Below are 13,937 nucleotides of genomic sequence, written 5' to 3'. Positions count from 1 at the left end.
ATCAGGCTATTTCTTCCAAACGGGCCAGCGCCTCGTTCAGTTTAGCCTCTTCTTCTTCGCGGGCGGCGAGGTTGGCTTTGGCTTCTTCGACAACCTCTTCCGGGGCCGAGGCCACGAATTTGGGGTTGTTCAGACGCCCGCGCAGACCGCCCAGTTCCTTGGCCAGCTTGCCTTTGGCTTTCTCCAACCGTTCCTTTTCAGCGCCGATGTCGATGATATCGGCCAGCGGCAGGCCGAAGGACGCGCCGGGGGCCGCGATCGAGATGGTGCCTTTGGGCAGCTCATCCGCTTTGGTCAGGCTGTCGATGCGCGCCAATCGCTTGATCAGCGCCTCGTTGCGGTCCCATGCGGCTTGGCCGTGATCGTCGATCTCTGTCACCAGCATCGGCACATACAGCCCCGCCGGAACCCGCATTTGCGCACGGGCCGAGCGGGTGTTCTCGATCACCGAGATCACCCAGTTCATCTCACGATCCGCGTCGGCATCGACCAGTTCGGTGCCATAGGTCGGCCAGTCGGCATGGACGACCATTTTCGCGCGGTCGCCGGTCAGGTCCCACAGTTCTTCGGTGATGAAGGGCATGATCGGGTGCAGCAGGACCATGCACTGATCCAGAACCCAGCGCATCGTAGCGCGGGTCTCGGCTTGCGCCTCGGCGTCGTCGCCTTGCAGCAGGGGTTTCGACAATTCCACGTACCAGTCGCAGACCTTGCCCCAGACAAAGGCGTACAGCCCGTTGGCCGCATCGTTGAAGCGATAGCTTTCCAGCGCCGCGTCAACCTCGGCCCGCACGCGGGCGGTTTCGCCGATGATCCAGCGGTTCACGGCGGCTTTGGGTTTCAGGTCGGCCACGTCCAGTTGCGGGACGGTGTCGGTGAAGACCTCGTTCATCTCGGCAAAGCGGACGGCGTTCCACAGCTTGGTGCCGAAGTTGCGATAGCCGGTGATGCGGTCGCGGGACAGTTTCAGGACGCCGCCGATGGCCGCCATCGAGGCGTTGGTGAAGCGCAGCGCGTCGGCACCGAATTCGTCCACGATCTCTAGCGGGTCGATGACGTTGCCGGTGGTCTTGGACATCTTCTTGCCCTTCTCGTCGCGGACGAGCGAGTGCAGGTAGACGGTGTGAAACGGGATTTCGTTCACCACGGCTAGTTGCATCATCATCATACGGGCGACCCAGAAAAACAGGATATCCGCGCCGGTGATAAGAACGTCGGTGGGGAAGTAGCGCTCCAATTCCTCGGTTTGCTCGGGCCAGCCGAGCGTGCCGATCGGCCAGAGGCCGGAGGAGAACCACGTGTCGAGCACGTCGGGGTCGCGCCACACCGGATAGACCAGCTTGGTCGGGTCTTGTTCGACCGCGTATTGGGCAAGACTTTCGGCGAACTGATGGATCGCTTCATGCTTGTCTACGACTTCGATGACCGTCGCGTGGCTCAAAGGGCTAGGAATGTTAGCGTTGTCGTCGAGGAATTTTTCAGTGACGGCCTCAAGGCTTGCGGCACATTCCATGACATTGCCACGATGCAGCATGCCGCCTTCGTTCAGCAAACGGCCCAATTCGACCAGATCAAGGTTGCCGTCGTTTTCGTCATCCTTGAAGTTCTCGGCCGACAGATCGAGCCCATACCAAACCGGAATCTGATGGCCCCACCACAGCTGACGCGAGATGCACCAGGGCTCGATGTTTTCGAGCCAGTGGTAATAGGTCTTTTCGCCCGACTCCGGGATGATCTTGACCGTGCCGTCCTTGACCGCATCCAGCGCAGGGCCGACTACCTTTTCGGCGTCGACGAACCACTGGTCAGTGAACATCGGCTCGATAACGACTTTCGAGCGGTCGCCGAAGGGCTGCATGATCGGTTTGCTCTCGACCAGCGGGACCAGCGCCGCCGGGTCGTCATCCTCGCCCAGCTTGGTGCCCAGACGCGGATCATCGGCGCGGGTCATCACGGCCAGACCGTCGGCGGTGATTTCTTCGACGACTTTCGCACGCGCTTCGAACCGATCGAGGCCGCGCAGGTGATCGGGGATCAGGTTGATCGCGTCGATCTCGTTCTCGGTGAATTCGCGACCACGCGCGTATTCCTGTGCCTTGTCGGCCTCATCGGCATAAGGCGCGCCATCGGCCCGCATCGCGCCTTTGGTGTCCATCAGGCGGTACATCGGAATGCCGCCGCGCTTGGCGACCATGTTGTCGTTGAAGTCATGCGCGCCGGTGATCTTTACCGCGCCCGAGCCGAAATCGGGATCGGGATACTCATCGGTGATGATCGGAATCTGGCGGCGATGTTCTTTCGGGCCAACCGGGATTTCGCAGAGTTTCCCGATGATTGGGGCGTAACGCTCATCCGACGGATGAACCGCAACCGCGCCGTCTCCCAGCATGGTTTCGGGGCGGGTCGTAGCGATCGAGATATAGTCGCGCTCTTCCTCAAGCACGATGTTCCCGTCCTCGTCCTTTTCGACATAGGTATAGGTCTCGCCCCCGGCCAGCGGGTATTTGAAGTGCCACATGTGGCCGGGCGTTTCGATGTTCTCGACTTCCAAATCCGAGATCGCAGTCTCGAAATGCGGGTCCCAGTTGACCAGTCGCTTGCCGCGATAGATCAGGCCTTTTTCGTACATATCGACGAAAACCTTGATCACCGCGTCGTGAAAATTCGCAGAGTTTTCGTGGCCGGTACGCGGATCACGCGGTGCGCCCGCCATGGTGAAAGCGTTGCGCGACCAGTCGCAGCTGGAGCCCAGCCGTTTCAGCTGTTCAATGATCGTGCCGCCATATTCGCCCTTCCATTCCCAGACCTTGTCCAGAAACGCCTCGCGCCCCAGTTCGCGGCGACCGGGTTGGCCGGTGGCGGCCAGCATCTTTTCCACCTGCATCTGGGTGGCGATCCCTGCGTGGTCCTGTCCGGGCTGCCACAGCGTGTCGAAGCCGCGCATCCGGTGCCAGCGGGTCAGGATATCCTGCAGCGTGTTGTTAAACGCATGACCCACATGCAGCGCGCCCGTCACATTGGGTGGCGGGATCATGATGGTAAAGCTTTCGTCGCGCGAGCGGTTCGCGCCTGCCTTGAAGGCTCCGGCCTGTTCCCAGGCCTCGTAGATGCGGGCCTCGGCCTCGGCCGCGTTGAATGTCTTTTCCATCGCCATGGGGTGCGTCCTGCGTCATCAATCTCGGGTCAGCGATTGCAATAGCGAATGCGCGCAGGAAGGGGAAGGGTGCGCGTGCTATCCGTCCTGCGCAAAACGGGCGTGGAAGTAATCCTGCACCCTCTGATAGGCCGGTTCGTGGAAATCCAGCGTCAGCAGAGAGTGATCCTTGCCCTCATATTCCTGCGTTTCAAGGTCATCACCAAAGGTGTCTTGTAGCGCGCACATCAGCCGTTTCGGGGCCAGCTTGTCATCCGCATAACGCATCGCAAGCCCCGGGCCTTTGGCAGCCATGCCCGCACGGGCTTGTGCGATGTCATCGGAGCTCATGTGCAGTGTATCGCCGCCAAAGACCGGCAAGGCTGGCTGGCTGGCGACGCCGCCCAGAACCGCGTCCTCAGCCATCAGGGTCAGAGCGAAACTGCCGGTCAGGCACATACCGATGACACCCACGCCTGCTGCGTTGTCGCGGGACTTTATCTCGGCCGCCAGCGACCGCATCCAGCCTGCGATGGGGCTTTGGCGACCTTTGAGGAACATGTTGAACTCGCGCCGGACGCAAAACAAGCGGGCCATGTTGCGGCCCATTGTGACTTTGCCATAGGTGCCGAACATATGCGGCAGGTAGACACGAAACCCCGCCCCGTTCAGGCGGTTGGCCAGATCCAGCGTTTCGGGCCCGATCCCCGGCAATTCTTGCAGGATCAGGGTGGGCGGGCCTTCGCCCCCGGCATAAACGTCATGGGTTGCGGTCTTGCCGTCGGTCATCGCGGCAGAGAAAGGGAAAACGGTATCATGTGTCCAGGTCATGGGGTCTGAGGCTATCGGAATCCCGCAGAACTTAAAGTCCAAACCCCTGTCTTTTTCTGGACATCGCCCACACTCGGGCTAGGGTCGCCTTCGGAACCGCGCAGGAGGGTCGCCCCATGGAAAAATTCGGCAGAAGCCAGCCCGTCAAACGGACCGAGGATCAGAGGTTTCTGACCGGGCAGGGGCACTACATGGATGATGTTGTACCAGAAGGTGCCCTGCACGCCGTGTTTGTCCGCTCGCAGGTGGCGCATGGGGTGATCACGGCGCTTGATCTGGACGCGGCGCGCGCAGTTGATGGGGTTCGGTTGGTGATGACGCTGGAGGATTTGAAAGAGGCCGAGATCGACACCGTGATCAATGCGGCGACGGTCAAGAACCGGGACGGATCGCCCGCAGCAGCGCCTGCGCGTCACATGCTGTCGACCGACCGGGTGCGCTTTGTTGGCGAACCGATCGCGGTGGTTATTGCTGACACTCAAGCCCAGGCCCGTGACGCCGCCGAACTGGTCTTGGTCGAGATTGACGAACGCCCCGCCAAGCTGGACGTGGATGCGGGCGGAGAGACCTTGCACTCCGAAGCGCCGAATAATCGCGCATTTGACTGGGGTCTGGGCAACGAGGCCGCGACCGAGGCCGCGTTTCAGGCTGCGGCGCATACTGTATCGCTCAATGTGGTGGATAATCGGGTCATCATTGCCTCGATCGAGCCGCGCGGCTGTCAGGCCAACTGGGTCGATGGTCGCCTGCATTTTGCTTATGGCGGACAGGGGGTTTGGGCCATGCGCGCTCAACTGGCGCAAAAGCTGCGGGTTGAGCCTGAAGACATCCGCGTCACCACTCCGGATGTAGGTGGCGGCTTTGGTATGAAGGTGATGCCCTACCCGGAATATTTCTGCACTGCCGTTGCAGCGAAGAAGCTGGGCAAACCCGTGCACTGGATGTCCGACCGGTCCGAGGCGATGCTGTCCGACCATCATGGCCGCGACCTGACCTCGCTGGCCGAACTGGCCTTTGATGCCGATCACCGGATCACGGCCTATCGCGTTCACAGCAAGATCAATCTGGGTGCCTACAACAGTCATTTCGGGCAGGCGATTCAGACTAGCCTGTTTAGCAAAGTTTTGATGGGCGTTTACGACGTCCAGACGACCTATCTGCGGGTCGAAGGGTTCTTTACCAACACCACACAGGTCGATGCCTATCGCGGTGCGGGCCGCCCCGAGGCGATTTATGTGCTAGAGCGCGTCATGGACCGCGCCGCGCGCGAACTGGGCGTGGACCCGTGGGAGCTGCGCCGCAAGAATTTCATCCGCCCCGAGGCGTTTCCCTACACCTCGGCCACCGGCGAGACCTATGATGTGGGCGACTTCAACATGATCCTGTCCCGCGCGGGCGAACAGACTGCGGGATTTGCCGCCCGCAAGGCCGCCGATGCCGAACGCGGCCTGATCCGCGGGCAGGGCCTATGTTACTATATCGAAAGTATTTTGGGGGACCCTTCCGAGAACGCGAAAGTGGAGTTCTGCGAGGATGGCACCGTGAACCTCTATGTCGGCACCCAATCGAACGGGCAGGGGCATGAGACGGTTTATGCCCATTTCCTGTCAGATCAGACCGGGATTCCGGTGGACCGGATCAATGTGGTGCAGGGCGACAGCGATCAACTTCCTCATGGTGGCGGTACTGGTGGGTCTCGGTCCGTTACGGTGCAAAGCACAGCCACACTGGCGACAATCGACGTCATGATCGCCGCATTCACGCCCTATCTGGCTGATAAGATGGGGGTGGAGGAAAGCGATGTGACATTCGATCACGAAACCTTTCGCGCGCCGGGGTCGAACCTGACGCCCACCCTGACCGAGGCCGCGGATATGGCCCGCGCCGATGGCCGTACTGACCTGCTGCAACATCAAGCGCGCGCCAACCTGGATGCGCGCAGCTATCCCAACGGCGCACATGTTGCCGAAATCGTCATTGATTCTTACACCGGAGAAACCTGGGTTGACCGCTATACAGTGGTCGATGATTTTGGTAACCTTATCAACCCGATGCTGGCCGAAGGGCAAGTACATGGCGGTGTAGTCCAGGGGATCGGACAGGCGCTAACCGAGCGTGTTGTGCATGATGCGCAGGGGCAACTGCTCACGGCTTCGTTGATGGACTATGCCTTGCCGCGCGCCGCCGAGATACCCATGATTAAGTTTACCTCGGCGCCGGTTCCGTCAACTTCAAACCCGATGGGGATGAAGGGATGCGGTGAGGCAGGCACCGTGGGCGCGCTGGCCGCAGTGGCAAATGCGGTTCAGGATGCGCTCTGGGATCACGGGGTGCGACAGGCGGATATGCCTTTCACACCTCAAAGAGTATGGGAGTTGCTGACGCATGGATCTGTCGCGGCTGAGTAGAAAGGTACTGGGATGGCTCGGACGGCCTCTGCGGTCCGAACACTCAGCCGAGTCGCGCCACCGTGAACCGATCAGCCATGTGATTATCCTCGACGGGACCATGTCGACGCTGGAACCGGGCCGAGAGACCCACGCAGGCCAAACTCTGCGTCTGTGTTGCGAGATGGGCAGCAAGGTCTCGGTATTTTACGAAGCTGGGGTACAGTGGGACAACTGGAAGTCCTCGCTGGACGTGATGATGGGGCGGGGGATCAACCGCCAGATCAGGCGTGCTTACGGCTATCTGGCGTCGCGCTACAAACCCGGCGACAGGATTTACTTCATCGGCTATTCGCGCGGGGCATACGGCGTGCGCAGCCTTGCCGGGGTGATCGATTTGATCGGGTTGCTCAAGGCCGAACACGCGACCGAGCGGAACATCAAGCAGGCCTATCGTCACTATGAGTGCAACGCTAACGGCAAGGCGGCGGCTGAATTCCGGCAAGCCTTCTGCCACGAGGATGTGGCGATTGAGATGGTCGGCGTCTGGGACACTGTAAAAGCGCTGGGCCTACGTCTTCCACTACTGTGGCGCTGGGCCGAAGAACGCCACGCCTTTCACAACCACCAGCTTGGCCCGGCCACCCGCCACGGCTATCACGCCATGGCGCTTGACGAGACCCGCGAAGTGTTCGAGCCGGTCTTGTGGAAATGTACCCCTGATTTCAAGGGCCATGTGGAACAAGTCTGGTTCCGGGGCACGCATGGGGATGTCGGCGGTCAATTGAACGGGTTCGAAGAGGCGCGCCCACTCAGCAACATCTCTCTGATCTGGATGCTGGACAAGGCCGAGATGCACGGCCTACCACTGCCTGACGGATGGCGCGACCGCTTCCCGACCGATACAGCTGCGCGGTCAGTGGGCACATGGCGCGGCTGGGGTAAGATTTTCCTGCTGCGCAAGCACCGGAAAGTGGGCAAGGACCGATCCGAGAGGCTGCACGTCTCGGTCTCGCCGGATGATCTGCCGGGCTGGGTACCGATGCCGGATTTGCCATCACATCCGGCGCAGTGAAGGGCTGACGATTTGCTAACGGCTCCAATGATCACCAACACTTCAAAGTCCGGTTCGAGCCCAAAGCAGACATCTTAGGGAAGCAGAATTGGAGTTTTCGTGGCAACGCCAAAAGCAAGCTACTTTAATTCGCCCAAACTGCCCAACCGACAGTTGGGCTGCCCGAGGCAATCGAGCCAGCTGCGAAGATGCTGGGGTTTTCAGCCAGAAGTGGACTTAACCTAAGTGGGGGGCTGCGTTGCAGTTGATCTGGCTATACGGGCCACAGAAAACAATGTCACAAAGTCTTGCAGGTCTCGGCGTTTTCGCGCGAATGTCTGGGTCGGTGCGCGGCAAGTTGATCCTGTTGAATTTTTCGCTTTTGTAAGCCGATTTGACCGGTCCCGTTCGAAATCTCTGCTGTGTTGGCCCTTGGAACACCGTCAATCGTGGAAGCTGCGTCTGACTGAATGTTGGACAGATTGCCGCAGGTTGTGCAACGCTAAGGCGCATGACACATGCGCTTAGGGAGGTAAAATGTCAGATACAAGTCAAAAAAAGATGCTCGACCCAGACCCTCGCGTCTGGGATTTCGAGACTGAATATGAACTCGGACAGGACAACATCAGACCGCTCGGGTTGGATATCCATAACCCTGTCTTCATCGTTTCTGGTTTGCTGATCCTAGGCTTCGTGATCGTGGCATTGGCCAATCAGGAAGCGGCCGCTGCATTTTTTGGCTGGCTTCGGCCATGGCTGACCAGCACCTTTGATTGGTTTCTTGTGTTGTCGGTGAATGCGATCACCTTGTTCTGCCTGGCGCTCATTGTCTTGCCGGTCGGAAAGGTCAGAATTGGCGGAAAAGATGCGAAACCGGACTACTCGTATGCGGGTTGGATCGCAATGATGTTTGCCGCAGGAATCGGGATCGGTCTACTGTTCTTCGGTGTATTGGAGCCCGTGTACTACAACTTCTCGGAAGATGGGAATGCGCGCCCCTTAAACATCGACATCACCGAGCCCGGCAATGAGTATATCGGTGTTGTTGGTACGATCCATCACTGGGGTCTCGAAGGTTGGGCTGTGTACGCTGCAGTGGGACTGGCACTGGCGATTTTTGCATACAACTTGAACCTGCCGCTGACGCTTAGGTCGGCGTTCTTTCCGCTACTTGGTGAACGTGTCTGGGGCTTCTGGGGGCATGTCATCGACACGCTGGCCGTGTTTGCGACCCTCTTCGGACTAACCACCTCGTTGGGCCTCGGTGCGCAACAGGTTGCCGCAGGTTTGAATGAAGTGTTTGGCATCACGCCTTCGCCCACATTGACCGTCATCATCATTGTCGCGATCACGCTCATTGCGCTTGGTTCAGTTTTGTTGGGAATGGATGCCGGCGTGAAACGGCTATCTGAGATCAACATGATCATGGCAGTGGGGCTGTTTATTTTTGTGATCGCAATGACCGGAGTAGCGGCCGCAATTGCTCGTTACGTTTCAGTCATGGTTGACTATGTCACGCTACTACCTGCGCTCTCCAATCCCTTTGGCAGAGAGGATACCAGCTTTTTCCATGGGTGGACTACGTTCTACTGGGCATGGTGGATTGCATGGTCTCCTTTCGTGGGAATGTTCATTGCCCGGATCTCTCGGGGTCGTACGGTGCGTGAGTTTGTTCTTTGTGCCCTTATTGCTCCTACGGCGGTCTGCGCATTGTGGATGTCCACTTTTGGAGGGGCCGCGATTGACATGCTGAACGCAGGTAGCGCTGAAGGCGTCAAAGCAACCGTCATCGACAGTTATGCGCCAGAGGGCGCCCTGTTCGGCTTCCTCAAGGAGTTGCCTCTGTACAATATCGTCGCCCCGATCTCGCTGATTTTGATTGTGATCTTCTTTGTCACGTCATCTGATTCAGGGTCGTTGGTTATCGATACTATCACCGCAGGTGGTAAACTGGATGCGCCCGTTGTTCAGCGTGTTTGGTGGTGCACTTTGGAAGGTTTGGTTGCCATTGCGCTTCTTCTAGGCGGTGGATTGAACGCCCTCCAAGGGGCTGCCGTGTCAATGGGGATTCCATTTACACTGGTGATCCTCATTATGTGCTACTGTCTGTGGCTGGCTCTGCGATCCGAGTACAAAAAGCTGTAGCAAGCGGACAAAATCAATGATGGCTTCCTAAAATAAGGGAGCCATCACATCGGGTTGCCGAGGTTTTTGAATCGACTAGTGCCGAACAACAAAAACCGAGCAACTGGCATGTGTCACTACGTGGCTGGCGGTCGTTCCCAGGAGGTAATCCTGAATCTTTGGGTTGGCCGCCTCCATCACGATCATATCCACGTTGCGTTCATCGGCGAGCTTTACGATTTGCCGATGCACAGCACCGGTTCGAGCAACAGTTTCTAATTCGACGCCTTCCGCCGGGTGATCTTTCACAAACTTCTCCAATTGCTCGCTCCAATAGCCAACAGAGTCGCGAATATTCAAGTTTCGCTCCATTTCTGGCGCAACTGTCACCACGAGAAGCCGCGCTTCTCTGCGCCTGGCCATTGCGATTGCTTCTTCGTAGGCGCTGTAGTCCAACCTGACGTGACGAAGGTTTAGCGGGCATAGGATTAATTTCGTATCACGTGGCATCTTCAACATCCCGTTTCACGCATTTGGCCAATAAGTATTGAATGACTTTGCAAAGCGGACAGTCAAGAGCGACCGCGTTCCATAAACAGCAGGCGCTTTGTCCGCTAAGCAGTTTCTGATGTAGTACGCAACCAATGGCTGCGTCGCGTCCTAAGCGGACGTTCGCATTAACGCACTAGCCTAGTGTTGCTGCGACAGGAACTGCCGGGCTTTTGCCGTAACGATGACAGCTTAGGTATATTTCACCCCCCTGGAGTATACCAAATTGGCGAAGTGTAAGCACGTTCCTGAGTTGACGTAGGCACCTCGGCAGGCAGTTCGTCTCCGAACCGAACGGCATCGTAAATTGTCCACCTCGGTGTGGGAATTTCCAAGACACGGGCATAGTAGAAAGCGCTCATAGAAGGATCGAAATCAGGGTCTTTCCAAACGGTGATCAGTTCCGGGGAACCTATTGAATTCGTAAACGTGCCCGTTGCAACATCCACGGTGTTCCCTACCGTTGGCAGGTTGCCGTCCGCATCGGGTTCTCGGTCTCCCGACCAAGCCACATCATAGACTCGCTCTTCAGTTTCGCCGCTGGAATTTAGCCAACCTTTCACAATCTGAACACGGTCGAGATTGCCGGAGAACGGATCTTTCAGCGCAGCAACCAGGAAGGTTGGGGCGTCCGCGCCTTGTGTCGCGTCCGCGAGGTCCCCACCCATCGGAACGCCTTTTTCATATCCTATTTCTGCGGGCAATCGAGATCTTGCGTCAGCTTCCGTAAAATCCCAACCACCAAAGAAACGAACCGCGATGCGACTACCGGTTGTCCCGTATACTTCTTTCCGTTCCATGGCGTCGAATATGGCTTCGCGTGTGTTGTCCTGAGCCCAAACCGCTGCATAGCCTGAGGCTGCCATTTCCCACCCGAGAATCCTCAAGGCATCGAACTCGCCAACGACATGCTGCCAACGGCCAGGTTCCGGCTCGACGCCAGAGTGTTTGCCAAAGAAATTGTCTTCTTCCGCCGTTGCCAAAGCAGTATGGCTGTCGGTCGAGCCCACTACTCCGAACTTGTATGGATTGGTGCCGAGCTGAGCTTCTAGCTTGAGACCGTTCTTCAAGGCCTCGCGGGCGTATTCGTACTGGAGCATCCAGTCTTCTTTGAGTGTCGGACCCAGATTGGATTTATCCCAGGTTTCATAGTCAGCGAACTCATCGTTCGGGCTGAGAAACGGGTGAGTTTCTCCATCACCTTTGATCTGGGTAATCTCATACATCGGCTCCCACTTGGCACGCCGCTCTGCGTAGTCTTCTGTCAAAGGCTCACCCGTTTCAGGGTTTGTCTCGACCGGAAACATCAAACCGTTGGAGACGTTGCCGTTGTGAGCAAGGGCCAGTACACGACCACCAGTCTCTAGTTCATAAGTTTCCATCCAATCCCATAGCCGTTCCGGATTAAATGTTTCTGCGGTTGTGAAGGGCAGCATTTGCCGAGCGCGAATGGCATCATCCCGGTAGATCACATTGCGGTGGAGGTTGTTGCCAGCTTCGGTAGATGTCCACTCGTACCCGATGAACGCAGTGAACGTGCCAGGGTCATTGTGATGATCCGCAGTTTGCGTGAACTTGTCCCACACGGATTGTACAAACCTTCGATCTGCAACAGCTTCGGGAAGCGCCTCGCCCGTGATGCCAGCAAAGGTCTCAATAACTTCCATAGTGGCTCCAAGTGCAACGTCTCCGCCCGCATTAAGCCGTTCGCTCCAGTCTCTGAGGGTTGCATCGCGCATCAGCGTGGAGTTTCCCGCGATGATTTCATTCATTGCACCCATGGCATCAGAATGATCGGATACAACAAGCCAGTCGAGCGGACGCGATAACTTCACACGGAGGCCATGTGATGTGGTGACTTCCTCACCACGTGCAAACCTATAGGCATCGTCGGGGCTCAGAATAACGCCAAATCCACGGGCATCGAGTGAATTTGATGTGTGCAGGTGAGTATCACCCCACAAAGGTCGCGTAGGAAAATCCCGACCTGCATAGGGTGAGAAATCGGCGGGTGCGGGTTCACGCATATCATCAACCGATATGGTCATCTCTCCGACTAGCCCACCTTGTGCGGCCTCTTGAGCATGTGATGAGCTTGTTATGAATGCTGCGGAAACTATTGCTGTCGATGTCGTCAGAAAAAACTTCATATGAACCTCCCAGCCGAGCTGAATACCAGCTTATGGCAACATCTGAGTCGGTTGTTCGTCAAGGAAAACAACGGTTTTTCTTGGTTGAGCAAAAGAGAGCCTGAGGGAGGTTCGACCAAAACCGGACCGCAGCTTCGCACGCAATTTTGACGCTCTACCACTGTGAGAAAATACCGCGACGAGTGACCGTTCTTGACGACTGGCAGCTTCGTTCGACAGTCTTGAGTCCGTGAGCTTGATTGGAGATGTTGTTATGAAGTGGTTGTCCCGCACATTCCTACTGTCCTTATCTCTTCTATTTGCCGAGGCCGCTTCGGCTCAAGAAAAACCTAACATCGTATTCATATTTCTAGATAATTTTGGGTGGGGCGAACCCGGGTTCAATGGAGGCGGCATAATCCGAGGTACGGCGACTCCCGAGATGGACGCCCTCGCTGCGGAAGGACTACGACTCACGAACTTCAACGTAGAAAGCCAGTGCACGCCGTCCCGCGCAGCGACCATGACAGGACGGTATGGCATCCGAAGTGGCAACCATACGGTCCCACTGGGAGGTGGCGTTTACGGCCTGACTCAATGGGAAATCACGATGGCCGAGATGCTGAAGGATGTAGGATACAGCACGGCCATGTACGGGAAATGGCACCTTGGATGGACCGAAGGGCGCTATCCAACGAATCAAGGATTCGATGAGTTTTACGGCGTTGAGACCACTGATGTCACAGTCTGGCGCACGCTTCCGGTTTTGCCGATGCCAACATGGATGAGCCGGTTGTGATGCAGGGTGTTGCAGGTGAGCCAGCAACCATCGCTCAAGACTACGATCTGGACTATCGCGGCGAAATAGATGGCGACCTGACGAAAAAGGCCATCGAGTTTATCGAAGCAAAGAGTACCGAAGACGCGCCGTTTTTCATCTATCTTGCTTATACTCAGACCCACTATCCAAACATCGTGTCCGAGGAGTTCGAAGGCGCCACTGGAAACGGCGTCTGGGCCGACATTCTGTTTCAAACAGATAGCTATATCGGGCGCATTGTTGATGCGATTGAGGCAGCAGGCGTTTCCGACGACACCGTGGTGATATTTACTGCTGACAACGGCCCCGAAGCTCTTCCGGTTGGGAACGCCAACGTCTCGCCAGTTCCTGCGGTACATGGTACGGCCGGACCTTGGCGCGGTACTCTATTCACCAGCCTCGAAGGAAGTATGCGTGTACCCTTTGCAATCAAGTGGCCGGGAAAGATCCCTGCCGGTTCTGAAAGCAACGATGTTGTCCACTCAATGGATCTCTATCCGACACTTGCGGCTTTCGCAGGGGGCAAGGTACCTGATGACAGAGCCTTTGATGGTGTCGACCAGTCAAAGTTCTTTCTTGGTGACCAACCAAACTCAAACCGAGAAGGCGTGATCGTCTACATGGGTGAGCAGATATTCGGCGTAAAATGGAAGGATTGGAAAGTTCTTTTCAAAGAGAATACAACGGCTTTTGGTGCAACGGAGTCTTTCGACACACCAAGGCTCTATAACCTTTTGAATGACCCACACGAGCGTGAAAGCGTACTCTTCCCGCACACATGGGCGGCTGAAAAGGCTCTGCCACAGTTGCAGGAGCACCTCGATACATTCGAGAAGTTTCCTCCGATCCCCCCGGGAACGCCGGATCCCTATGAACCACCCAATGACTGAGTGACGGCTTTGTACGCCCA

At 57.1% G+C, this 13,937-nt stretch carries 9 protein-coding genes; 5 read left to right on the top strand and 4 right to left on the bottom strand.

The features are described 5' to 3' along the window. Position 1 precedes the first annotated feature (1 nt). Positions 2–3,154: a valine--tRNA ligase gene (locus tag ACR0DB_RS03145; RefSeq protein WP_480548825.1), complete on the bottom strand. Its 3,153-nt coding sequence runs from the start codon at positions 3,152–3,154 to the stop codon at positions 2–4. A 78-nt stretch (positions 3,155–3,232) separates the two neighbouring features. Then, positions 3,233–3,964, bottom strand: a complete 732-nt coding sequence (locus ACR0DB_RS03140) for a dienelactone hydrolase family protein (protein ID WP_480548823.1) — start codon at positions 3,962–3,964, stop codon at positions 3,233–3,235. 116 nt (positions 3,965–4,080) lie between these two features. Here ACR0DB_RS03140 and ACR0DB_RS03135 point away from each other — a divergent pair, with 116 nt between their 5' ends. The 3 genes from ACR0DB_RS03135 to ACR0DB_RS03125 all read left to right on the top strand — a co-directional run bounded on the left by ACR0DB_RS03135 (position 4,081) and on the right by ACR0DB_RS03125 (position 9,550). Next, a complete protein-coding gene (locus ACR0DB_RS03135; protein ID WP_480548821.1) occupies positions 4,081–6,372 on the top strand; it encodes a xanthine dehydrogenase family protein molybdopterin-binding subunit in 2,292 nt (763 codons plus the stop codon). Then, a complete protein-coding gene (locus ACR0DB_RS03130) occupies positions 6,350–7,426 on the top strand; it encodes a DUF2235 domain-containing protein (RefSeq protein WP_170782830.1) in 1,077 nt (358 codons plus the stop codon). Before ACR0DB_RS03135 ends, ACR0DB_RS03130 begins: the two co-directional genes overlap by 23 nt. Positions 7,427–7,942: 516 nt before the next feature. Continuing rightward, positions 7,943–9,550, top strand: a complete 1,608-nt coding sequence (locus tag ACR0DB_RS03125; RefSeq protein ID WP_170770029.1) for a BCCT family transporter — start codon at positions 7,943–7,945, stop codon at positions 9,548–9,550. A gap of 75 nt (positions 9,551–9,625) precedes the next feature. Here ACR0DB_RS03125 and ACR0DB_RS03120 read toward each other — a convergent pair whose 3' ends face one another. Together ACR0DB_RS03120 and ACR0DB_RS03115 are read right to left on the bottom strand one after the other, a co-directional pair. Further along, on the bottom strand, positions 9,626–10,039 hold the full coding sequence (locus ACR0DB_RS03120) for a universal stress protein (protein WP_480548819.1): 414 nt from the start codon (positions 10,037–10,039) through the stop codon (positions 9,626–9,628). Between the two features lie 242 nt (positions 10,040–10,281). Next, positions 10,282–12,228, bottom strand: a complete 1,947-nt coding sequence (locus tag ACR0DB_RS03115) for a DUF3604 domain-containing protein (protein WP_480548817.1) — start codon at positions 12,226–12,228, stop codon at positions 10,282–10,284. Positions 12,229–12,481: 253 nt separating this feature from the next. On the opposite strand from ACR0DB_RS03115, the gene ACR0DB_RS03110 reads away from it, so the two are divergent. Together ACR0DB_RS03110 and ACR0DB_RS03105 are read left to right on the top strand one after the other, a co-directional pair. Then, complete coding sequence (locus ACR0DB_RS03110) at positions 12,482–13,006, top strand: sulfatase-like hydrolase/transferase (protein WP_480548815.1); 525 nt, start codon at positions 12,482–12,484, stop codon at positions 13,004–13,006. After that, positions 12,988–13,917 carry a sulfatase-like hydrolase/transferase gene (locus tag ACR0DB_RS03105; protein ID WP_480548813.1) on the top strand — a complete coding sequence of 310 codons (930 nt, stop codon included), beginning with the start codon at positions 12,988–12,990 and terminating at the stop codon, positions 13,915–13,917. Before ACR0DB_RS03110 ends, ACR0DB_RS03105 begins: the two co-directional genes overlap by 19 nt. The last annotated feature ends 20 nt before the right edge of the window (positions 13,918–13,937 follow it).

The organism is Ruegeria sp. AB6, from assembly GCF_056542685.1.
Note: the sequence above shows the minus strand (reverse complement) of the source record. Positions and strands in the feature narration are given on the sequence as shown.

What these genes read in the sequence shown, in the direction of transcription:
- ACR0DB_RS03145 (WP_480548825.1), bottom strand. Translation starts at nt 3,154, where the DNA reads ATGGCGATGGAAAAGACATTCAACGCGGCCGAGGCCGAGGCCCGCATC.
- ACR0DB_RS03140 (WP_480548823.1), bottom strand. Translation starts at nt 3,964, where the DNA reads ATGACCTGGACACATGATACCGTTTTCCCTTTCTCTGCCGCGATGACC.
- ACR0DB_RS03135 (WP_480548821.1), top strand. Translation starts at nt 4,081, where the DNA reads ATGGAAAAATTCGGCAGAAGCCAGCCCGTCAAACGGACCGAGGATCAG.
- ACR0DB_RS03130 (WP_170782830.1), top strand. Translation starts at nt 6,350, where the DNA reads ATGGATCTGTCGCGGCTGAGTAGAAAGGTACTGGGATGGCTCGGACGG.
- ACR0DB_RS03125 (WP_170770029.1), top strand. Translation starts at nt 7,943, where the DNA reads ATGTCAGATACAAGTCAAAAAAAGATGCTCGACCCAGACCCTCGCGTC.
- ACR0DB_RS03120 (WP_480548819.1), bottom strand. Translation starts at nt 10,039, where the DNA reads ATGCCACGTGATACGAAATTAATCCTATGCCCGCTAAACCTTCGTCAC.
- ACR0DB_RS03115 (WP_480548817.1), bottom strand. Translation starts at nt 12,228, where the DNA reads ATGAAGTTTTTTCTGACGACATCGACAGCAATAGTTTCCGCAGCATTC.
- ACR0DB_RS03110 (WP_480548815.1), top strand. Translation starts at nt 12,482, where the DNA reads ATGAAGTGGTTGTCCCGCACATTCCTACTGTCCTTATCTCTTCTATTT.
- ACR0DB_RS03105 (WP_480548813.1), top strand. Translation starts at nt 12,988, where the DNA reads ATGGATGAGCCGGTTGTGATGCAGGGTGTTGCAGGTGAGCCAGCAACC.